Origin of the sequence: Acetobacter ghanensis (assembly GCF_001499675.1) — a bacterium.
GTDB classification, from domain to species: domain Bacteria; phylum Pseudomonadota; class Alphaproteobacteria; order Acetobacterales; family Acetobacteraceae; genus Acetobacter; species Acetobacter ghanensis.
The window spans coordinates 202,393-222,495 of sequence record NZ_LN609302.1 but is presented as its reverse complement, the minus strand read 5'-3'; the positions used below and the strand labels follow the sequence as shown (position 1 = coordinate 222,495).

The following is a 20,103-nucleotide window of genomic DNA, read 5'->3' as shown; positions in this document are numbered from 1 at the left end:
GGTCCATACTGTGGACCGGCCCTTTTGGGTAGGCGTGTTCTGGCAGGTGCCGCGCTTACGGCTCCCGCGCCATAAACTGTTCCAGCCAGTGAATGGTGTAGTCACCTTTCTGAAAACCGGGGTCTTCCAGAATTGCGCGGTGTAGCGGAATAACGGTTTTAATCCCTTCCACCACAAATTCGTCCAGAGCACGCTGCATACGGGCAATAGCCTGTGCACGCGTGGGGGCATGGACGATCAGCTTGGCAATCATGCTGTCGTAGTACGGGGGAACGCGGTAGCCGGTGTAAAGCGCGCTATCCACCCGCACGCCCAGACCACCCGGCGGATGGTACACCGCAACGGTACCGGGGCAGGGGGCAAAGGTTACGGGGTCTTCCGCGTTGATACGGCATTCAATGGCATGGCCGGAAAAGGCCACGTCTTCCTGCGTGTATCCAAGCTTTTCACCTGCGGCCAGACGGATCTGCTCACGCACCAGGTCCACATCGCACACCATCTCGGTAATGGGGTGTTCGACCTGGAGGCGGGTGTTCATTTCGATAAAGCAGAACTGCCCGTCCTGATACAGGAACTCCAACGTGCCTGCGTTACGGTACCCCATGCGCGAGAGCGCCTCGGTTGCCGTGCGGCCAATGGCATCACGCTGTTCGGCGGAAATGGCGGGGGAGCCTGCCTCTTCCAGCACCTTCTGGTGGCGGCGCTGGAGCGAGCAGTCACGCTCGCCAAAATGGACCACGTTGCCGTAGTTGTCGCCCAGAATCTGGAGCTCGATATGGCGCGGGCGGTCCATGTATTTTTCCATGTACACCGCATCGTTGCCGAATGCTGCGCGGGCTTCGGTACGGGCCATGCTCCATGCATCGGACAGTTCCTCTGCGGAGTGGGCGACCTTCATGCCTCGTCCGCCGCCACCGGCTGCGGCCTTGATCAGCACCGGGTAGCCAACGCGGTTGGCGACTTCGTGCGCTTCTTCAAGGTTGGCCAGCTCACCATCCGAGCCGGGCACCAGTGGCACGCCAAGGGCGAGCATGGTGGTCTTGGCCGTAATCTTGTCACCCATCATGCGGATGTGTTCCGCCGTTGGGCCAATAAAGGTCAGGCCGTGCGCTTCCACCGTTTCGGCAAAGTCCGCGTTTTCGGACAAAAAGCCGTAGCCGGGGTGGATGGCTTCCGCCCCGGTAATGGTGGCGGCAGACAGGATGGCCGCCACATTCAGGTACGAATCGCGCGAGGAGGCCGGGCCAATGCACACAGCCTCGTCCGCCAGACGCACATGCATGGCATCGGCGTCAGCGGTGGAATGAACCGCCACGGTTTTGATCCCAAGTTCCCGGCAGGCGCGCAGGATACGAAGGGCAATCTCGCCACGGTTGGCGATGAGGATTTTGGAAAACATTACTCGATGATGGCAAGCGGCTGGCCAAATTCAACCGGGTCGCCCGAGGCAACCAGAATGGCCTTGAGCGTGCCACCCTTGGGCGCCTTGATCTGGTTGAAGGTCTTCATCGCTTCAATCAGCATCAGGGTCTGGCCTGCGGTCACGATCTGTCCTTCGCTGGCAAACGGCGGGGAGGACGGGTCGGGCGTCAGGTAGGCCACACCTACCATGGGGCTGGGCACTGCACCCGGATGGCGGGAGAGGTCAGCCGGGGCTGCACTTTCCACCACAGCGGGGGCTGCCGCGGCAACCGGGGCTGCTACGGGGGCAGGAGCCGCAGCCTGCACAGTGGCCGCAGCCCGGGCCACGCGAATGCGGCGGTCTTTTTCAGACACCTCAATTTCGGTCAGTCCGGTTTCAGTCAGAATTTCGGCCAGAGCCCGAATGGCATCCGCGTCCACGAGCAGTCCGCTCATTGGTCATCCTCATCCAGAATAAGATCAGTCATTGCCTGCAAGGCCAGAGAATACCCGCCGACTCCCAGCCCGCAGATAACGCCGGTAGCGGCGCGCGAAACGTAGGAGTGGTGGCGGAATGGCTCGCGGCGGTGAATGTTGGAGATATGGACCTCAATTACCGGCAGGTCCGTAGCCAGCAGTGCATCCAGCAGGGCGATGGATGTATGGGTATAGCCTGCGGGATTGATAATGATGCCTTTGGCCCGTTTGCGGCACTCCTGCACCCAGGAGATCAGCTCGCCTTCAATGTTGGTCTGGCGGAAGTCTATGGCCAGTCCCAGCTTTTCGGCGGTCTGTAGGCACAGCTGTTCCACGTCGTCCAGCGTTGCCCGCCCATACACTTCGGGCTGGCGCTGGCCAAGCATGTTCAGGTTGGGGCCGTTCAGGACAGCAATGAGAGGTCTTTCCATGACAAACGGGGCCGTAGCACGATGCAGCCGCGTATCCAAGAGAAAGCGGCACGAAAAGTGGGTTCATCGCACTTAACCCTACTTTATTGCGGCCTATGTGGGGCGTGTACCGTCATATTTTTGCCACCACAGCGGGCAATATGGGGTGGGCTACCCTTGGTGCCGGTCAGAATAAGGTTGCTTTTGGGCCGGCAAAGCGACCATTAAGGCTACTAGGTATAACGGAAACGGAGTTAACAGGCGGATGTCAGCCCTGCGCCGGGCACTTCTTGGAAGTGTGTTTGTCACAACAGCACTGTTCGCGCTCCCCACCGCCCATGCGGCTGCGGCGGACGCACAAAGTGGCACTGCATGGGCCGAATCCGTGCAGAAGGCCCTTGCAGCGCGTGACGCACAGGACGAGACAGACGCTGACACGGGTTCTGTTTCCGGTCGTGCCGTCTCCCAAACGGGGATGGCAAGCTGGTATGGTGCAGCCCACCAACACCTGCACCGGACATCCTCCGGCGCACGGTTTGACAGGAACCGCCTGACCGCAGCCCATCCCACAGCCCCGCTGGGGAGCAAGCTGCGCGTGACATCGGAAGAAACAGGGCGCTCCGTGGTGGTAACGGTTAATGACCGTGGGCCATACAGCCACGGGCGGATTATTGACCTTTCCGCTGCGGCGGCGGCCCAGCTTGGGATGCTCCACTCCGGCGTGGCCCATGTGAGTGTTCAGACCGCAACGCCAGAGGAAGTGGCCGCCGCCCCCGAGGGCGATGCAGCGCCATCCCTGACCGCGCCATCCAAACCGGCAACCGGCAAGCGTGGCCGCCCCCTGCACCTCCAGCGCAAGCGTTTTGGTCACCCGTAAGCAGGTTGGTCGGACGGGTTCCGGTTACAGGTCTGTTGGGGGGGCTTGTGGGCAGTCCTTCGGCGTGGCCGGTTTGCTGGCCAGCATGGAATCGGTTTCGGGCGGCTGAATAACCCCCAGAGCGTAGCCCTCCATCTGGGCGTTGAGTTCCGCCCCCATCAGCACGACCCACGCGGTCACAAAAAACCACATCATAATGGCAATAAAGGCGCCAAGCGGCCCGTAGGTTGCGTTGTAGCTGGCCAGATGCGCCACGTAGTACGAGAACCCGAGCGAGGCCATAATCCATGTAATGGTGGCGGTTAGCGCGCCGGGCATGACCCAGCGCCACTGGGTGGGCCGTTTGCGGTCTGGCCCAAAGCGGTACAGGGCGGACAGGGCCAGTATTTCAAATGTAAACATGACCACAGGCCCACTCCACCGCGCCATAAATTCAATGGAGCCGGGCGGGGTGGGAATGTGCAGTATGGCGGGCAGGGTGAGAAAAAGCGGCATGGCAACCAGCAGGGCCAGTGTGAGCACCGCACCCAGAATGCCAGACAGGGTCATGGCGAAGGCGGTGGCCTGAAAGACCAGAAAATTCCGGTTTTCCCGCGTGTTGTAGGCAATATTCAACGCCGACAGGATGGAGCGCGTGGCTGCCGAGGCGGACCAGAGTGCGACCGAGAGCGAGACAATCAGGTTCAGGGTCAGCGAGGATGGCGGCTCGGCCACCAGTGTCTGCACCCTGTTATAAAGCAGGTTGAAGGCGCTGGGGGGCAGCAGGTTGTGCAGAATGTCCATCTGCGGGGCCACGGTCTGCACATCAAACGCCAGACCGTAAATGGAGATCATGGCGCTAATGGCCGGGAACAGGGAGAGGGTGGTGTAGAATGCACACCCCGCCGCCACCAGCGTGGTTGGTCCAAACACAAGGTTTTTAACGGTGTTGGACACAATGGTCCGCCAGTCCTTGCGGCTCATGGCCCACGGGCTGGCAAAACGGAGCCGGAGCGGGCGTACAGGGGCCTCTGGCTCGGTGTGCGAGGCGAGGGGGGAGCGGTCTGACTGCCAGAGAGCCTGCATGAATTCAGAAAGTTCCTTGATCTGTGGTTGTGCCCGAGGAGAACAGTCCGGGCGCTCCACGTGCGCGCCATGCTTGGCCAATAACGGGGCCGGAGTGGAGTCTGGTGGGGTTTACTTCACAATGGGGCGCACAGAGACTTCCGTGAAAAAACAGCAGGAAAGCGTGAAGTAACCGTAATATTCTCCAGTCTTACCGGGGGGGAGGGGATATGCCAAGTTTTTTTGTTTTATCGGGATTTTTTACTTGCGCTTGTGTCGGTTTGGCCTCATATCCACGCCCCTACGCAGCAACGCACGTGCCACTGGCCCTCTGAGGTTACGCAACGACGTCAAGCGTTCTGGCCAATCGGGACTCCTTTGTGGGTCTGCCTTTCGCTGGTCCGTTAGACCGTTTCGCAACGTCCTTCTCCGCTGTACAGGTGGGGGAGCCTGAACTGGGGGAGTGGGGACATGAATCCCAAAATCACCCGTTTTCTTGCCGAGCAAAAACCGGCAACGCCCTGCCTTGTCGTCGATGTTGACCAGGTGGAAGCCCGTTACCGCGCACTGGGCAAAGCCCTGCCGCTCGCGCGCATTTACTATGCCGTCAAGGCCAACCCGGCCATGCCCATCCTGACCCGTCTGGTCGGGCTTGGCTCCTGCTTTGATGCCGCATCGTGGGAGGAGGTCTCCCTCTGCCTTGAGGCAGGGGCGGAGCCGGAATCCATTTCCTTTGGCAACACGGTCAAAAAAGTGTCCGCCATTCAGGCTGCCTACAAGGCTGGCGTGCGCATGTTCGTGTTCGACTGCCGCGAGGAGCTGGAAAAAATTGCCCAGCACGCGCCGGGCAGCCGTGTGTACTGCCGCCTGCTGGTGGATAATTACGATGCGGAATGGCCGCTCTCCCGCAAGTTTGGCACCACGGTCGAATCCGCACGGGACCTGATGCTGGCTGCGCGTGAGCTGGGGCTGGACCCGTATGGTCTGTCCTTCCATGTTGGGAGCCAGCAGCTCTCCGCGCAGGCGTATGAAGCCGCCATTGCCCGCGTTGCCAGCCTGTTTACGGACCTGAGCGATGCAGGGCTGGACCTGCGCATGATCAACCTCGGCGGGGGCTTCCCCATCCGGTATCGTGAGGATGTGCCCGAGATCGACCATTTTGCGGGGGCCATCTGCCGCGCCATGACCGAGCATTTTGGCAATGCGCTGCCCGAAATGCTGGTGGAGCCGGGCCGCTTTATTGTGGGCGAGGCCGGTGTGGTGCACACCGAGGTGGTGCTGGTCAGCGCACGTGGCCGTCAGGACGGGTTGCGTTGGGTGTATCTGGATATTGGCCGTTTTGGTGGTCTGGCGGAAACGGAGGGCGAATCCATCCGTTACGCTATTCGCACAGCGCGCGATGGCTCCCCCACGGGGCCAGTGGCTCTGGCGGGGCCAACCTGCGATGGGGCGGATATTCTGTACGAAAAAAGCCACTATGACCTGCCGCTCGACCTGCGCTCTGGCGAGCAGATCGACCTACTGGGCACCGGGGCCTATGTTTCTACCTACTGCTCGACCCGCTTCAATGGATTTGCGCCTTTGAGCGAGCATTATATCTGAACATCCTGCCGTGGAGCCTGCCTCCACAACGGGTTTGTACACAGGATTGCCCTCCTTTTGCCCGGCCGCTCTGGCCCGGCGGAAGGGGGGCTTTGCTTTTTTGCGCCTCCCATTGCCGTAAAGGCAGGCCTGTATTGTGCGTGCGGCCCTTTGCAGCACGCCCGATGCGCTTAACAATTACCCCAGACACGGGCTCCATGAGCGAAGCCTGAGTAAAGGGAGTTATCATGACACGAATGGGTATGCTGCTGGGTACGGCTCTGGTGGCAACGATGGTTGCAACACCTTTGTATGCACAGCAGGCACAGTCTGGTGCAGCCACGTCCAACACAGTTGCACAGTCCGCCGCTACGCAGGACTTTAGCCGTCTTTCCGATGATGGCAGCATGGCGTTCGAATATCTGTCTCTCGCCCGCAACGCTATTTTTGATGGCGATCTGGCTGGCGCCAAGGCCCTTATTGCCAATGCCCAGCAGGCGCTGACCACGGCGCGCTCGGATAACACCGCGTTTCAGAAAGCCGCTGCCGAGCTGATGCCGAGCAAAACCGGCCAGTCCCGCCCACGCCCCAACGCGCCCGCAACGCAGCAGGTCGCATGGCTGCCGATTGATGGCGAACTGGTGCTGAACGCCAACGCAGATGAAACACCGGAAAAAACCGCCGTTGTGGCGGCCGCCAACCGGCACCTCAAATCCGGCAACCCGGCGCGTGCTGCTGAAGTGCTGCGTGTAACCAGTGTGGATGCGGACTACGTTATTGCTGCCGTGCCGCTGGACCAGGTGACGCAGGACGTCAACCGCGCCGCCAAGCTGATTGGCAAAGACCCCTACAAGGCCAGCGAAGCCCTGCGTGATGCGCAGAATGCCGTGCGCTATGCCTCGGTGGATATTCAGGCCGTGTCCAACGGAAGTGCGGGTGCATCCGCTAATGCTGGTGCAAATGCCAAGGCCGCACCGGCTCCCGCTCCGGCAAAATAAGGGCAGGCTGGCCCGGTACGGTGTGCCGGGCTGGTTGGCAACAAAAAGGGGCGGTGCCACATATGGCTACCGCCCCTTTTTGTTGTCTTGCGCGGTTTATTCCGCTGCGGCCCGTAGCCCTGCACCCGCCGCCAGTGGGCACAGCGGCAGCGTGCCTGCAACAAATGCCCCCAGCAGTTCAAGGTCAGGCTGCCACGGTAACCCGTTGGATGCCGCATCTATGGCGGCAGCGCCAAAAATAAGCGCAGGCGTTGCCAGCGGGAGGGTTAGTAACGGCAGAAGCACCCCACCCCGGCGAGCCCCCAGCACAATGGATGCGCCCATTCCCCCGATAAGGGAGAGCACAACAGACCCTAAAAACAGCCCCCCCAGCAGCACCGGCAGGGCGGAGGAGGGCAGGCCCAGCATAATGGACAAAGGAACCGCAGCCAGCAGGAGCGGCACGCCCGTTGTCAGCCAGTGTGCGGTTATTTTGGCCAGTGCGACCAGTGCGGGCGGCAGGCCCAGCAGGAGCAGCTGGTCCAGAGAGCCATCCTCCAGCTCCGCACCAAACAGCCGGTCCAGTGGCAACAGGGCGGCCAGCAGGGCGCACACCCATATAATGCCGGGCGCCATGTGGCGCAGCAGTTCGGGCGAGGGGCCAAGGGCAAGGGGGAACAGCGTTGCCGTTACGACAAAAAACAGCACGGCGCCCAGCGTGTCCGCTCCGTGGCGTAAGGCCAGTTGCAGGTCGCGCATGACAATGCCCCAGAACAGTCTGTTCATGCGCCGTCTCCTTCTTCATACGCGGCAAAGGGGCGGTGGTCGGTTGCACCGGGCAGGGCCAGCGCGCAACTGTTGTCCAGCGGCAGGGGCACATGCGTTGTGGCGATGAGCATACCACCGCGTGCACGGTGTGCGGTCATGGCGTTGCCCAGCAGAGTTATGGCGGCCGAATCCAGCCCCAGACTCGGTTCATCCAGCAGCCATAGCGGGGCTTGTGCCAGCAGTACGCGGGCAAGGGCCGTGCGGCGCTTTTGCCCGGCGGACAAAAGGCGGGCAGGCAGGTTGGCCAGTGGCAGCAGGTCCATGGCCTCCAGTGCTTCGGCCATGTTTGCGCCCGGCCGGGTAAACAGGCGCAGGTTTTCGGTTACGGTCAGGCCGGGTTTAAGGGCATCCTGATGGCCAATATAGGCCACACGCTCCGCATGGGCGGCGCGGTCATCAAAGATTGACTGCCCGTTCCATGTCAGCAGCCCCGAATCCGGCTTGCGCAGCCCGGCCAGCACCCGCAGCAGGGTGGATTTGCCCGCACCGTTGGGGCCGGTCAGCAGCATGGCGTCCCCCGCGTTCAGGCGCAGGCTTACGCCGTCCAGCACCAGACGGTCCCCACGAAAAATGCAAAGAGAGTCTGCCGCCAGCAGCGGGGCTGTGGCCAAAGCAGGGGCAGGCGCGGCGTTGGCGCCTGTGGAGGACTGGCTCACGGAGATGGGACTTCTCCTTTTTGTTACCGTAATAACACAAAAAGCGGGATTGCTCGCGCGGTCGTGGTCATTCCCCCGCTTGTGCCTTTTATCTGTGCCGGTATGTTCTAGCCCCAACGGGATATCAAGCCGGTTGTCCGAAGAGCGGACACGCACGCAGCGCCGTGCGGAACAATACGGAACACGAACGGTGTCCTGAACGCATCACCAGCCATCGGCTGTGATCGGGGAGAAAACGACGATGAAATCGGTTGGCCACGACTCACTCAAAACAGGCCGTACCCTTGAGGTTGACGGCAAGACCTACCACTATTTTTCCATTCCTGAAGCGGCAAAAACTATTGGCGATGTAAGCCGCCTGCCGGTTTCGCTTAAGGTTCTGCTGGAGAACATCCTGCGGTTTGAGGATGCACGCTCCTACAATGTGGAAGATGCCAAGGCCATTGCCGGCTGGCTGCCCAAGGGCAGCAGCACAAAGGAAGTGCCCTTTAAACCTTCCCGCATTCTGATGCAGGACTTTACGGGTGTTCCCGGCGTTGTGGACCTTGCGGCCATGCGCGATGGGATTGTGAACCTCAAGGGCGACCCGCAGAAGGTCAACCCGATGGTGCCGGTCAATCTGGTGATCGACCACTCCGTGATGGTGGACTTTGCAGGGACCGATGAGGCACTGCAGGAAAACATCACCCTCGAATTTGAACGCAACGCGGAACGCTATGCCTTCCTGCGCTGGGGTCAGGAAGCGTTCGAGAACTTCTCCGTGGTGCCGCCCGATACGGGCATCTGCCATCAGGTGAATCTGGAATACATCGCGCAGGTGGCATGGACCGCCAACGTGGGTGGCAAGGACTATGTGTACCCCGATTCGCTCTACGGCACGGACAGCCACACGACCATGATCAACGGTCTGGGCGTTCTGGGCTGGGGTGTTGGCGGGATCGAGGCCGAAGCCGCCATGCTGGGCCAGCCCATTGCCATGCTTATCCCCGATGTGATCGGCTTCAAGCTGGTTGGCAAACTGCCCGAAGGGGCCACGGCAACCGACCTGGTGCTGACCGTAACCCAGATGCTCCGTAAAAAGGGCGTTGTTGGCAAGTTTGTGGAATTCTTTGGCCCGGCTCTGGACCACCTGCCCGTGGCCGACCGCGCGACCATTGCCAACATGGCCCCCGAATACGGCGCAACCTGTGGCTTCTTCCCCGTGGATGACCTGACACTGGACTTCCTGCGTCAGACCGGCCGTGACGAACACCGCATCAAGCTGGTTAAGGAATACCTGCAGGCGCAGGACATGTTCCGTACGGCAGAAACGCCCGAACCTGTGTTTACGGACGTGCTGGAACTGGACCTGAGCACGGTTGTGCCGTCTCTGGCAGGCCCCAAGCGCCCGCAGGACCGCGTGGAACTGAAGAACGCCACCACGGCGTTTGAAAAAGAACTGACCTCCTCCCTTGGCGTCCCCGCTGCCGAAGCCAACAAAAAGGTTCCGGTTGCAGGCACCAACTACGAGCTGGGCAGTGGTGATGTGGTGATTGCCGCCATTACCTCCTGCACCAACACCTCCAACCCGGCGGTGCTGATTGCAGCAGGTCTGGTGGCCCGCAAGGCGCGCGCTCTGGGCCTGACCCCCAAGCCGTGGGTCAAGACCTCGCTCGCACCCGGATCGCAGGTTGTGACCGACTACCTCAATCGTTCCAAACTGACTGAAGACCTAGATGCCATGGGCTTCAACACGGTTGGTTATGGCTGCACCACCTGCATCGGTAACTCCGGCCCGCTGCCCGGCAACATTGTGGACGCGATTGAAAACAACAACCTGGTTGCTGTTTCCGTCCTGTCCGGCAACCGTAACTTTGAGGGGCGTATTTCCCCCAACGTGCGCGCCAACTATCTTGCCAGCCCGCCGCTGGTGGTTGCCTACTCGCTGCTGGGCACCATGCGTCAGGACATTACGACCGCGCCGCTTGGCACGTCCAAGGATGGCAAGCCGGTGTACCTGAAGGACATCTGGCCGACCAACAAGGAAATTGCCGACCTGATCGCCTCGTCCATCACGCGTGAAGAGTTCATCAAGCGTTACGCAAACGTGGGCAAGGGTACGAAGGAATGGCAGGGCCTCAAGGTTGCTACCGGGTCCGAAACCTACAAGTGGGACCCCAAGTCCACCTACGTGCAGGATCCTCCGTACTTCAAGAACATGGCGGTTGAGCCCACGGCTCCGGGCAACATCAGCGGTGCGCGTATTCTGGCCCTGCTGGGTGACAACATCACCACCGACCATATCTCCCCCGCAGGTTCCATCAAAAAGGACAGCCCCGCTGGCCGCTACCTGATGGAACACGGTGTGGAACCCAAGGACTTCAACTCCTACGGTTCGCGCCGCGGGAATGACCGGGTCATGGTGCGTGGCACGTTTGCCAACATCCGCATCAAGAACGAAATGCTGCCGGGCACGGAAGGCGGGTATTCCAAGCACTTCCCCGATGGCAAGGAAGGCTCGATCTATGACGTGGCCATGGAATACAAGAAGGCGGGCGTGCCGCTGGTTGTATTTGGTGGCAAGGAATACGGCATGGGCTCCTCGCGCGACTGGGCTGCCAAAGGCACCCTGCTGCTGGGCGTTAAGGCCGTAATTGCGGAAAGCTTTGAGCGTATCCACCGTTCCAACCTTGTGGGCATGGGCGTTCTGCCGCTGCTGTTCAAGGAAGGCACAACCCGCAAGACCCTTGGTCTGACGGGGGATGAGGTCATCAGCATTTCCGGAATTGACAAACTCACGCCCCGTATGGACGTGATTATGACAATTACAAGAAATGACGGTTCCAAGCAGGAAGTACCGCTGCTTTGCCGGGTCGATACTCTGGACGAGGTAGAGTATTACAGGCATGGTGGCATCCTTCAGTACGTCTTGCGAGGGATGACGAAAGCTGCCTGAGAACCCATCCGTTCAAGGTGAACGTCTTATTGCCGACCCGGTGCAGACCGGGTCGGCTTTTTCTATGAATGACCCCGTAGTTCTGAGTGCGGAACGGTTGCACAAGGACTTTGGTGAGGGGGAGATCCTGTGTGGTGTGTCCATGCAGGTCCGCAAAGGGGAGCTGGTGTCTATCATCGGCCCTTCCGGTTGCGGTAAATCCACCTTCCTGCGGTGTCTTAATTTTCTGGAAATACCCGACCGTGGCACCGTTACGGCCATGGGGGTCACCATTGAGCGCAATGGTGGCCCGTGGCGTAGGGCGGATGAGCATATGGCTCATCGCCTGCGGACACACGTGGGTATGGTCTTCCAGAGTTTTAACCTGTTTCCGCACCTGAGTGTGCTGGATAACGTGATGCTGGCCCCCCGTGTGGTCAAAGGCGGCAACGCCGAAGCCGACCGGGAAGAGGCCATGGCCCTGCTGGAAAAAGTGGGGCTGGCCAAGGTGGCGCAGCGTTACCCTGTTTCGCTCTCTGGCGGTCAGCAGCAGCGTGCGGCCATTGCCCGCGCCTTGGCCATGCGGCCCGAGATCATGCTGTATGATGAGCCGACCTCCGCGTTGGACCCCATTGTGGCCGAGGAGGTGCTCAACGTCATGCGTACGCTGGATGACGAGGGTATGACCCAGATTATTGTCACCCATGACATGCGCTTTGCCGAGGTCGCATCCGACACGGTGGTGTACATGGATGGGGGCCACGTCATTGAGGCTGGGCCACCAGAAGTGCTGTGTGTGAACCCCGCCCATGAACAGACCCGCCGTTTTATGAGGACAGTCCTGTGAAGAACAGCACACAGCCCAGCCCTCGGCGCCTGTGGGGCGCTCTGTTCCGCCTGTTCTGTGCGCTGCTGGCGTTGGGGAGCCTTGGGGTTGCCGCAACCGCCCATGCGCAGAGCAAGCCCATCCACTGGGCGGCCGACTCCTCGGCCGATGTGCCCTACACGTTTCATGATCTTAAAGATCAGAACAAGCTAACCGGCTTTGAATATGATCTGATGCAGGAACTCAGCCGCCACATGGGGGCGCCGCTGGAGTTCATCAATAATGACTGGGACGGGCTGATTCCCGGCCTGCAACGTGGCCTGTACGAGATGGTCATCTGCGGGATCGAGATGACGGACGAACATGCTGAAGGCATTGACTTCAGTATTCCCTATTACGTCACATCCGAGCGGTTGGTGGTGCGGCGCAAGGGTGAACAGCTGACAACTCTGGCCGCGCTGGAAGGCCATACGGTCGGCACGATCAAGGATACGCAGGCCGAGCGTATGCTGACCAACAACACCAAGATCCAGCTGCGTACCTATGACGAAGAAACAGATGCCTTTATGGATCTGGCCAATGGTCGCACGGACGCCATTCTGATTGATGGCCCGATTGCCAAATATTATGGCGATACCAACCCGGCCCTGCATATTGTGGGCGACCCCATTGGCCGCGTGCAGTACGGCATAGCCTTTGCCAAAGGGCAGAACACCGAACTGCGTGAGCGGGTGAACGCCGCCCTCGTGTCCATGCAGCAGGATGGCAGCCTGCACCATATTCTGGTGCGCTGGGACCTGTGGACGCCAGAAATGGCGCAGCTGACCAACGACCATACCCAGCCCAACGTCACCCCGGTTGCATGGAACAACTACGTGGCCGAGCTGGAAGGCAAGGGCGGTTTGCGCGTGCGGCTGGAGCGGTACGCGGGCTTTGTGCCCCAGCTTGCCAAAGCGGCATGGCTGACGCTGCTTGTCTCCCTTTGCGCTATGGTGCTGGCCGTTGGTGTTGGGCTTGGTCTGGCATTGCTGCGCCTGTACGGCCCCCGCCCGCTGGCATGGCTTGCGGCGACGTATGTGGAGCTTGTGCGCGGGACGCCGCTGCTTATTCAGGTCCTGTTCATTTTTTATGGGCTGCCGGAATTTGGCATCAGCATGACGCCTTTTGTGGCTGGTGTGGTCAGCCTTGGCATGAACTACGCTGCGTATGAGGCGGAAAATTACCGGGCCGGTCTGCAATCGGTCGCTCATGGGCAGATGGAAGCGGCTCTTGCGCTCAACATGACCCACCGGCAGGCGCTGCGCTACGTACTGGTGCCGCAGGCGTTCCGGCTGGTTATGCCCGTTATGACCAACGACTTTATTTCCTTGCTCAAGGACTCGTCTCTCGTCAGTGTCATTACCCTGACCGAACTGACGCAGACCTACATCCGCCTGTCCTCGGCTTATTTTGACTACTTTGGCACGGGGCTGATGGTGGGCGCGGCTTACCTGCTGCTGGGTCTGCCGTTTGTACGGCTGGCGCGGCTGGCGGAAAAACGCCTTGCCATGCCCCATACCCGCCGCCGGTAAGGCTGCCGCCAAGCGGCCATGCCCGTAACGTTAATGCGCTATAGGCATGGCCGGTGGTTGTTCTGAATATGTTGTATCCGTCCTAACCTTGCTGCAATAGGGAAGGCAACAAGCTCGTAGCCTGACACAGCATGCTGGTACAGGGCGGGATGGTTGGAGCTCCTTTCCGGCACACTCTGGCCTGTCTCTCCTGTGGTTGTTGGCAGCACTGGATAAGGCTGACCGCCTACACAGGAAACGGTGCCGAACTCCATGGATCTTCTTTCTGCACTGCATAGTTTTGTGCGTGTTGCCGCCACAGGTTCATTCTCCGCTGTCTCGCGCGAGACAGGGGTGAGCCAGCCTACAATTTCCCGACATATCGCCTTGCTGGAGGCGCATTATGGCACCACGCTGTTCGCCCGGACGACGCGTAGCCTGACCATGACGGAAGATGGGCGCAGCCTGCTGCCCCATGCGTACGAAGTGCTGGAAATTCTGGAAACAGCAGAAACAGTACTGGGCCGCCGGCGGGCCTCGGTCTCCGGCCTTGTGCGGTTGGGTGTAACCACGGCCTTTGGCCTGTGCCTGACCCGCAGAATGGGTGAACTGCTGGACCGCCACCCCGACCTTTCGGTTGAGGTGGTCATGCGCGATTCGTTTGGAGATATGGTGGAAGAAGGGCTGGATCTGGCCGTCCGCGTGGGAGACATTGCGGAAGGTACGTTGATCGCCCGTAAGCTGGGGGTGGTCCATAAGTGGCTGGTGGCGTCCCCCGCCTGCCTGCAACGCCACAACACGCCCCAACACCCGCGGGAGCTCACCGAATATCCGGGTGTTGTGTACAATTACGGGTCCAGCCGGCTGGACTGGAATTTTGAGCGGGATGGGGAAGAAAGCGTTATTGCCCCCGCCGCCGTGTTCCGGGCCAATAGCAGCGAAGCAGTGATGTACGCCGTGGAAGCCGGTATTGGTGTTGGGCTGCTTCCGGCTTTTCAGGTGCGGGACGCCGTAGCCAGTGGCCGCCTTGTGCGCTTGTTTGCGGACTGGAATATTCCCGGCCTGCCATTTTACGCCGTGCATACCGGCCCCCGTACTCTGCCGTTGCGGACCCGTACGGTCATGGATTTTCTGGTTGATGTTTCCGCCGATCTGCTGCGTGACGGAGGGCTTCTGTCCCCCGTTGTGTAAGAAGCGGGAGCAAGTGCGGGTATTGTGGCAAGGGGGGAATGTTCCCCCCTTTTATTTTGCGCGCTCTGGTCCGCCTTACCCGCGGAAGGCCGGGTCCATGGCTTCCGCCGGAGGGGTGGCGGAGGGTGTAAGCTTGCTGTCAAACCCGCGTTGCAGGGTGGGTACCCAGCCACGTAGCCAGCCATTGGTGCGCTGCACAAAATCCGTAACGGCAGCCGAATCGGCCATACCCGCGCGGGACCAGTTCTCCGGCTCACCGGGGACTCTGCGCTCGCCAGCTTCCGCCGGGCTGAGCAGCGTATGCACGCTCATAAAGTCCACCCCTGCGCCGGACTTGCTTTTTTCCACCAGATTCCACCCGGCATCGACCAGTATGGGGGGCAGGTCAAAGCCCATCATGGTCAGGCGTTGCACGGCGGGGGGAATGTACATCTGGTCGCTCAGGAGCACCTGCAAGGCCTCGTTGGAGGTCAGGAACAGGTTGTTCACCACCCGGATGGGGGTGGTCATCCAGCATTCGTTACGGTTGCCATCCTGCGGAGCCGCTTCGTTCATGAAGTTGAAGGAGCTGTGGCATTGCGCCTGAATCATGTTCATGGCGGCAATGGGGAGGGACTGGGTGGTCGCCTGCGCAATAATCAGCCCGGTAACAATGCCCTGCGCGGAGCGGACATACAGCGTTGTCAGCACTTCCCCATGGGCGACATCGTCCTGAAAATTCACAACCGGGTGCCATTTGCCCGCAGGGAGGGGAAGCTGCCGCCCGGCAAAGGCGACGGAGCCTTCAAACTGCGCATCCATCGGAGGGACGGAAACCGTACGCTGGTCCTCATTCGGGTGCAGGGCATCGCTCGCCTCGGTGCCGCCGAGGGAGGAGGGGAGCATGTGCCGGATTTTGCTGCTGAGCGCGCCATAGCCCGGCACGCTGGACGCGAGCCACGGGGCCGGGAACAGAACGGACAGTGTGCCGCACACGCCTGCGGTTATCAGTGCGGTGCGCCATAATGGGGCACGATGCCACAGGCGGGTAAAAGCAGTCATGCGGTAACCTTGGCTGTCAAACGGTCGTAAAAGCGCGGTGGATCAAGGGGTCAGGCGGGCATGTAGCCCGTCATCACGGTTATCAGCCACTTTGGCGACCACGGTGCCATCATCCTCCTTGACCAGACGGACCATGGTAGCCCCCTGCTGGCGGGCAATAATGAGGGACTCGCTGATCATATCCTCAATCGAGCGGACAAGGTCACGCGCGGAGGCAGCATCCCCCATGCGGCTCTGGCGACGCATGACGTCAAGCAGCAGGGAGGCATCAATGCCGCTGGTTTCCACCTTCAGGCCGTAGCCTTCGATCATGGCTTCAATTTCCAGCGCGCCAACGCGGGCAATATCCAGCCCACGCAGGGTGCGGAAGACAAAAATACGGTCCAGACGGTTCAGCACTTCAGGCGCAAAGCCCGCCTGACGCAGTGCCTCGACCGATTCGGCGCGCATGCGGTCGGGGTCATCGTGCAGGCGGTCGGCAATTTCGGTCAGGGCATCGGTGGCAATGTTGGAGGTCAGCACAAAAATGGCCCGCACGGTGGAAATCTGCTGCCCGGTGGAGGCCTCGGTAATGTGCCCGTCGTTCCATGCGGTCAGGAATTTCTTGAACACATCGGGGTGGGCTTTTTCAATTTCGTCCAGTAGCACCACGGCATCGGGCTTTTCCTTCAGCCCGCCGGTCAGCTTGCCGTAGGTGTCCGAGCCAACATAGCCTTTGGGCGAGCCAAAAAGCTGGGTGGCGGCGTGGGGGCTGCTCATCTGCGTCATGTCAAAATGCAGCAGGGGGCGTTCGAGCTGGCGGGCCATCTGCTTGGCAAGGTAGGTTTTACCTGTGCCCGGTGGCCCAGCGAGCAAAAAGATGCCAACCGGCTTGCCGCGCACCTGTAGCGCCAGGCGGCGGCGGAGCTGGACGGCAATATCCTCGCACACCTGATCCTGCCCGATCACGCGGGCACGCAGGTTTGCGGCCAGTTCTTCGGCGTCTATGGTGGTTTCGCGCTGTTCACGCGCAAGCATTTCTTCCAGTTCGGCGCGATTGGTCAGTCTGGCAAGAACGTCCATGATGAACCCCCGTCGGCGTAATAGCCCTTTGCGGGCCAGATGTTCGGCCCGAGTTTCAAACAGCAGTCCTGCAACACTCAGCACAAGGCCGGTTACAGCCAGAACAGGCCATGCAGATGCGCACCATTGCAGCACATGTGCAATGGAATGCAGGGACAGATGGAGGCTAAGGACAATCTGGATGCTGGCCAGCACCAGAAAGACCACCATCATCAGCGGCATCAGCCGGTTCAGTGTGGGGAGCAGACCCTTCATTGAGCGATCACCGTAAGTGCAAGGGTATCCCCTTGTTTATAAAGAACGGGCAGGGGCTGTGGGCCAAAAACGGTTATGGCGCCGCTGCCTATGCCTGCCGGGCCGGGTGGGGCCGAGGGAATAATGTCCACATTGCCGCTCATGCTTATAGGCAGGATGACGGTTGTGGGCTTTGCCGTCAGCCCCACACTCTGCTGCCACGGGCCGCAGACAAGGGTGATGGTGCCCCCAGCACCCGTTGCATCATACACCGGCATGGCCACAAGGCGCACGTCCCGCCGTTTGACAGCGGCCAGAATGTCCGCCTGCTGCTGGGCGGAAAAACTGGACCCAGCCAGAGCCTGCTCGGCATTCTGGGGAGCAATCAGGTTCAGAGGTATGCCCATGCGCTGGGACTCGTCTCCTACCGCGGACTCGCTGGCAATGGCCGGGTTGGCCGGGTTTTTGTTTGACCCGTAAAAATGCAGGCCAGCGCCTGCCATCAGCACGCATGCGGCCATGCCAATAAGGCCCAGCCGCATATTGGGGGACTTTTCAGCCGCCTGGGGCTGAGGCTGCCATGCCGGGTCCGGCTTGTTCTGCATGATGACGGTCAGCCTCCTTGCCTGCATAACGGAGCGTTGCAGATATGTCGCAGCCAAAGCAATAAAAGCATGTCTGAGGGTTGGCGCAATGCGCAAAACTAGTCCAGCAGTAATTTATTTTTTATGGTCTGCCGCGCGCAAACGGGGCGAGAGTGGTTTCTTCCCTTGCAGTCTGTGCCTTTGTGCACTAGATAAAGCATCATCCTTCTCAATTTGAATGACGTTTCGGGGGGTGGCCTTAGAAGGGCCGCCTTTTTTGCTTTGGACACTGATCTTTCTGCCCATTCCGGCCTTGAGGGCCGTCTTGTTGCCCTGATCGCTCCTGCCGTGGAGGAGATGGGGTACGAGATCGTGCGCGTGGCGGTTCTGGGGCGTGAACGCCCGACAGTGCAGATCATGGCCGACCGGCAGGACGGAGCGTTGATCAATGTTGAGGATTGTGAGCGAATCAGCCACGCTGTAGGCGCCGTGCTGGATGTGGAGGACCCCATTCCCGGGGCGTGGACGCTGGAAGTGTCCTCCGCCGGGATTGACCGCCCGCTCACACGTGCCAAGGACTGGACCCGCTTTGCGGGGCATCAGGCCAAGGCGGAAGTTTTGGTCCCCATTGATGGGCGGCGGCGTTTTGCTGGCGTTTCTTTGGGGTCCGATGGAACAGTTGCCCGTATGCGTCTGGATGACGGCACAGAAGTGGCTCTGCCACTGGCCGAAATCCGCAAGGCGCGACTGGTGCTGACCGATGCGCTGATTGAATACAGCGCCCGTATGGTACAGCCTGCATCGGATGCAGGCGTGGAGCAGGATGGCAAAAAAGAGCCGCCTGCTTCCAAGGTGCATTGATAAAGCTGCCTGTTTTGGAGAGCTGAGAGCATGGATACCTCCGTTTCCCGTCCTGAACTGCTGCTGGTGGCAGACGCTGTTTCGCGCGAAAAGGGCATTGACCGTGAAGAGGTTCTGGAGGCCATGGAGCAGGCCATCCAGAAGGCTGGCCGCGCCAAATACGGGCACGAAAAGGACATTCGCGCCACAATCGACCGCCGCTCGGGCGAGGTACGCCTCTCCCGCTGGACGGAAGTTGTGGACGTGGTGGAAAATGAAGATGCGCAGATTGCCCTCTCCATTGCCCGCAAGTTCCGCCCTGAAATTCAGGTGGGCGAATTTCTGATCGACCCGCTGCCCCCGATCGACTTCGGGCGTATTGCGGCCCAGACCGCCAAGCAGGTTATTGTGCAGCGTGTGCGTGAATATGAGCGCAAGCGCCAGTACAACGAATTCAAGGACCGTGTGGGCGAGATCGTTAACGGCACCGTCAAGCGGACCGAATACGGCAACCTGCTGGTTGAAATTGGCTCTGCCGAGGCGCTCCTGCGCCGCGATGAGCTGATCCCGCGTGAGACGTTCCGTAACTCTGACCGCGTGCGCGCCTACATCTATGATGTGCGTGACGAACCCCGCGGCCCGCAGATTTTCCTTTCCCGCACGCATCCGGCCTTTCTGGCCAAGCTGTTTGCGCAGGAAGTGCCGGAAATCTACGACGGCATTATCGAAATTAAGGCCGTTGCGCGTGACCCCGGTTCCCGCGCCAAAATGGCCGTGATCTCGCGCGATGCGTCCATCGACCCGGTTGGGGCTTGCGTTGGTATGCGTGGCTCCCGCGTGCAGGCTGTTGTGGCCGAATTGCAGGGCGAAAAAATCGACATCATCCCATGGAGCCCGCAGGCCGCCACTTTTGTGGTGAACGCGCTGGCTCCGGCTGAAGTCAGCAAGGTGGTGATGGACGAGGAAGCCGGGCGTGTTGAAGTTGTGGTGCCAGATGACCAGCTCTCTCTGGCCATTGGTCGGCGCGGGCAGAACGTCCGCCTTGCAAGCCAGCTGACACGTTGGGACATTGATATTCTGACCGAAGCGGAAGAATCCGAACGCCGTCAGGAAGAGTTCCGTCGCCGCAGCGGCCAGTTTGTTGAAGCGCTGGACGTGGATGACGTGATTGCAGGCCTGCTGGTGACCGAAGGCTACCATAGCATTGAGGAACTGGCTTTTGCTGATCCCGATGAGTTGATCGGCATTGAGGGGTTTGACGAATCGGTCGTGCAGGAACTGGTCCAGCGTGCTGAAGGCCACTTGGTCCGTCAGGAAGAAAAGCTGGACGAACGCCGTAAAGAGCTTGGTGTTACTGACGATATTGCAAATATGGGTGTGTTCACGAACCAGATGCTTGTGACACTGGGTGAAAAGGGTGTAAAAACCCTAGACGACCTCGGTGATCTGGCTGGCGATGAGCTGGTCGAAATTCTGGGGGCGGATGCCATAGAAGAAGACGCCGCCAATGAGATTATCATGGCAGCGCGTGCGCACTGGTTTGATGATGAAGCGGGCGAAGCCCCTTCCTCCACGCCAGAAGGCGGGGCAGGCGTCTGAGGCCTTGATAC

General features: G+C 60.4%; 18 protein-coding genes. 9 read left to right on the top strand and 9 right to left on the bottom strand.

What is annotated here, in order from left to right; translation table 11 throughout:
- Positions 1–55 precede the first annotated feature (55 nt).
- Genes accC through aroQ form a run of 3 tightly spaced genes read right to left on the bottom strand, consistent with a single transcriptional unit; the run spans position 56 to position 2,309 of the window.
- The gene (gene accC / locus AGA_RS01065; protein WP_059022635.1) at positions 56–1,399 is read right to left on the bottom strand and encodes an acetyl-CoA carboxylase biotin carboxylase subunit; all 1,344 of its coding nucleotides are present in this window, start codon (positions 1,397–1,399) and stop codon (positions 56–58) included.
- Positions 1,399–1,857 (bottom strand): acetyl-CoA carboxylase biotin carboxyl carrier protein, encoded by a 459-nt coding sequence (locus AGA_RS01060; RefSeq protein WP_059022634.1) that lies wholly within the window; start codon positions 1,855–1,857, stop codon positions 1,399–1,401. Before AGA_RS01060 ends, accC begins: the two co-directional genes overlap by 1 nt.
- Positions 1,854–2,309, bottom strand: coding sequence for a type II 3-dehydroquinate dehydratase (gene aroQ, locus AGA_RS01055; protein ID WP_048854779.1), 456 nt, complete (start codon positions 2,307–2,309; stop codon positions 1,854–1,856). Before aroQ ends, AGA_RS01060 begins: the two co-directional genes overlap by 4 nt.
- Before the next feature lie 244 nt (positions 2,310–2,553).
- On the opposite strand from aroQ, the gene AGA_RS01050 reads away from it, so the two are divergent.
- Positions 2,554–3,165 carry a septal ring lytic transglycosylase RlpA family protein gene (locus AGA_RS01050; protein WP_059022633.1) on the top strand — a complete coding sequence of 204 codons (612 nt, stop codon included), beginning with the start codon at positions 2,554–2,556 and terminating at the stop codon, positions 3,163–3,165.
- 24 nt (positions 3,166–3,189) lie between these two features.
- Here the strand turns inward: AGA_RS01050 and AGA_RS01045 are convergent, their stop codons facing one another.
- The gene (locus AGA_RS01045; protein ID WP_083503493.1) at positions 3,190–4,230 is read right to left on the bottom strand and encodes a YihY/virulence factor BrkB family protein; all 1,041 of its coding nucleotides are present in this window, start codon (positions 4,228–4,230) and stop codon (positions 3,190–3,192) included.
- Between the two features lie 450 nt (positions 4,231–4,680).
- Here AGA_RS01045 and AGA_RS01040 point away from each other — a divergent pair, with 450 nt between their 5' ends.
- Both AGA_RS01040 and AGA_RS01035 read left to right on the top strand, forming a co-directional pair.
- Entirely contained in the window at positions 4,681–5,811 is a 1,131-nt protein-coding gene (locus AGA_RS01040; RefSeq protein WP_059022632.1) for a type III PLP-dependent enzyme, read from the top strand.
- 227 nt (positions 5,812–6,038) lie between these two features.
- A complete protein-coding gene (locus tag AGA_RS01035; protein ID WP_059022631.1) occupies positions 6,039–6,788 on the top strand; it encodes a YfdX family protein in 750 nt (249 codons plus the stop codon).
- A gap of 96 nt (positions 6,789–6,884) precedes the next feature.
- Here AGA_RS01035 and ccmB read toward each other — a convergent pair whose 3' ends face one another.
- Both ccmB and ccmA read right to left on the bottom strand, forming a co-directional pair.
- Positions 6,885–7,553 (bottom strand): heme exporter protein CcmB, encoded by a 669-nt coding sequence (ccmB, locus tag AGA_RS01030; RefSeq protein WP_059022630.1) that lies wholly within the window; start codon positions 7,551–7,553, stop codon positions 6,885–6,887.
- Positions 7,550–8,251 (bottom strand): heme ABC exporter ATP-binding protein CcmA, encoded by a 702-nt coding sequence (ccmA, locus tag AGA_RS01025; protein WP_373319902.1) that lies wholly within the window; start codon positions 8,249–8,251, stop codon positions 7,550–7,552. Before ccmA ends, ccmB begins: the two co-directional genes overlap by 4 nt.
- Positions 8,252–8,492: 241 nt before the next feature.
- Here ccmA and acnA point away from each other — a divergent pair, with 241 nt between their 5' ends.
- From acnA to AGA_RS01005, 4 genes are all read left to right on the top strand, one after another.
- A complete protein-coding gene (acnA, locus tag AGA_RS01020) occupies positions 8,493–11,186 on the top strand; it encodes an aconitate hydratase AcnA (protein ID WP_059022629.1) in 2,694 nt (897 codons plus the stop codon).
- A 64-nt stretch (positions 11,187–11,250) separates the two neighbouring features.
- Positions 11,251–12,012 carry an amino acid ABC transporter ATP-binding protein gene (locus AGA_RS01015; RefSeq protein WP_059022628.1) on the top strand — a complete coding sequence of 254 codons (762 nt, stop codon included), beginning with the start codon at positions 11,251–11,253 and terminating at the stop codon, positions 12,010–12,012.
- A gap of 62 nt (positions 12,013–12,074) precedes the next feature.
- A complete protein-coding gene (locus AGA_RS01010) occupies positions 12,075–13,562 on the top strand; it encodes an ABC transporter substrate-binding protein/permease (RefSeq protein WP_373319904.1) in 1,488 nt (495 codons plus the stop codon).
- Between the two features lie 252 nt (positions 13,563–13,814).
- A complete protein-coding gene (locus AGA_RS01005) occupies positions 13,815–14,732 on the top strand; it encodes a LysR family transcriptional regulator (protein WP_059022626.1) in 918 nt (305 codons plus the stop codon).
- A 75-nt stretch (positions 14,733–14,807) separates the two neighbouring features.
- Here AGA_RS01005 and AGA_RS01000 read toward each other — a convergent pair whose 3' ends face one another.
- From AGA_RS01000 to AGA_RS00990, 3 genes are read right to left on the bottom strand one after another with little or no spacing between them, the layout of a single operon-like run.
- Positions 14,808–15,773: a hypothetical protein gene (locus AGA_RS01000; protein WP_059022625.1), complete on the bottom strand. Its 966-nt coding sequence runs from the start codon at positions 15,771–15,773 to the stop codon at positions 14,808–14,810.
- Positions 15,774–15,815: 42 nt separating this feature from the next.
- Positions 15,816–17,090 carry an AAA family ATPase gene (locus tag AGA_RS00995; RefSeq protein ID WP_059022624.1) on the bottom strand — a complete coding sequence of 425 codons (1,275 nt, stop codon included), beginning with the start codon at positions 17,088–17,090 and terminating at the stop codon, positions 15,816–15,818.
- A complete protein-coding gene (locus AGA_RS00990) occupies positions 17,087–17,674 on the bottom strand; it encodes a hypothetical protein (RefSeq protein WP_059024560.1) in 588 nt (195 codons plus the stop codon). Before AGA_RS00990 ends, AGA_RS00995 begins: the two co-directional genes overlap by 4 nt.
- A gap of 261 nt (positions 17,675–17,935) precedes the next feature.
- On the opposite strand from AGA_RS00990, the gene rimP reads away from it, so the two are divergent.
- Both rimP and nusA read left to right on the top strand, forming a co-directional pair.
- Positions 17,936–18,514: a ribosome maturation factor RimP gene (rimP, locus tag AGA_RS00985; protein WP_059022623.1), complete on the top strand. Its 579-nt coding sequence runs from the start codon at positions 17,936–17,938 to the stop codon at positions 18,512–18,514.
- A gap of 30 nt (positions 18,515–18,544) precedes the next feature.
- The gene (gene nusA, locus AGA_RS00980; RefSeq protein WP_059022622.1) at positions 18,545–20,092 is read left to right on the top strand and encodes a transcription termination factor NusA; all 1,548 of its coding nucleotides are present in this window, start codon (positions 18,545–18,547) and stop codon (positions 20,090–20,092) included.
- The last annotated feature ends 11 nt before the right edge of the window (positions 20,093–20,103 follow it).

Excerpts from the sequence above, each read along its gene's own strand:
- AGA_RS01005 (WP_059022626.1), top strand. The coding sequence starts at position 13,815 with ATGGATCTTCTTTCTGCACTGCATAGTTTTGTGCGTGTTGCCGCCACA.
- acnA (WP_059022629.1), top strand. The coding sequence starts at position 8,493 with ATGAAATCGGTTGGCCACGACTCACTCAAAACAGGCCGTACCCTTGAG.
- AGA_RS01045 (WP_083503493.1), bottom strand. The coding sequence starts at position 4,230 with ATGCAGGCTCTCTGGCAGTCAGACCGCTCCCCCCTCGCCTCGCACACC.
- accC (WP_059022635.1), bottom strand. The coding sequence starts at position 1,399 with ATGTTTTCCAAAATCCTCATCGCCAACCGTGGCGAGATTGCCCTTCGT.
- AGA_RS00995 (WP_059022624.1), bottom strand. The coding sequence starts at position 17,090 with ATGAAGGGTCTGCTCCCCACACTGAACCGGCTGATGCCGCTGATGATG.
- AGA_RS00990 (WP_059024560.1), bottom strand. The coding sequence starts at position 17,674 with ATGCAGAACAAGCCGGACCCGGCATGGCAGCCTCAGCCCCAGGCGGCT.
- aroQ (WP_048854779.1), bottom strand. The coding sequence starts at position 2,309 with ATGGAAAGACCTCTCATTGCTGTCCTGAACGGCCCCAACCTGAACATG.
- AGA_RS01060 (WP_059022634.1), bottom strand. The coding sequence starts at position 1,857 with ATGAGCGGACTGCTCGTGGACGCGGATGCCATTCGGGCTCTGGCCGAA.
- AGA_RS01000 (WP_059022625.1), bottom strand. The coding sequence starts at position 15,773 with ATGACTGCTTTTACCCGCCTGTGGCATCGTGCCCCATTATGGCGCACC.
- AGA_RS01015 (WP_059022628.1), top strand. The coding sequence starts at position 11,251 with ATGAATGACCCCGTAGTTCTGAGTGCGGAACGGTTGCACAAGGACTTT.
- AGA_RS01040 (WP_059022632.1), top strand. The coding sequence starts at position 4,681 with ATGAATCCCAAAATCACCCGTTTTCTTGCCGAGCAAAAACCGGCAACG.
- AGA_RS01035 (WP_059022631.1), top strand. The coding sequence starts at position 6,039 with ATGACACGAATGGGTATGCTGCTGGGTACGGCTCTGGTGGCAACGATG.
- ccmB (WP_059022630.1), bottom strand. The coding sequence starts at position 7,553 with ATGAACAGACTGTTCTGGGGCATTGTCATGCGCGACCTGCAACTGGCC.
- AGA_RS01050 (WP_059022633.1), top strand. The coding sequence starts at position 2,554 with ATGTCAGCCCTGCGCCGGGCACTTCTTGGAAGTGTGTTTGTCACAACA.
- nusA (WP_059022622.1), top strand. The coding sequence starts at position 18,545 with ATGGATACCTCCGTTTCCCGTCCTGAACTGCTGCTGGTGGCAGACGCT.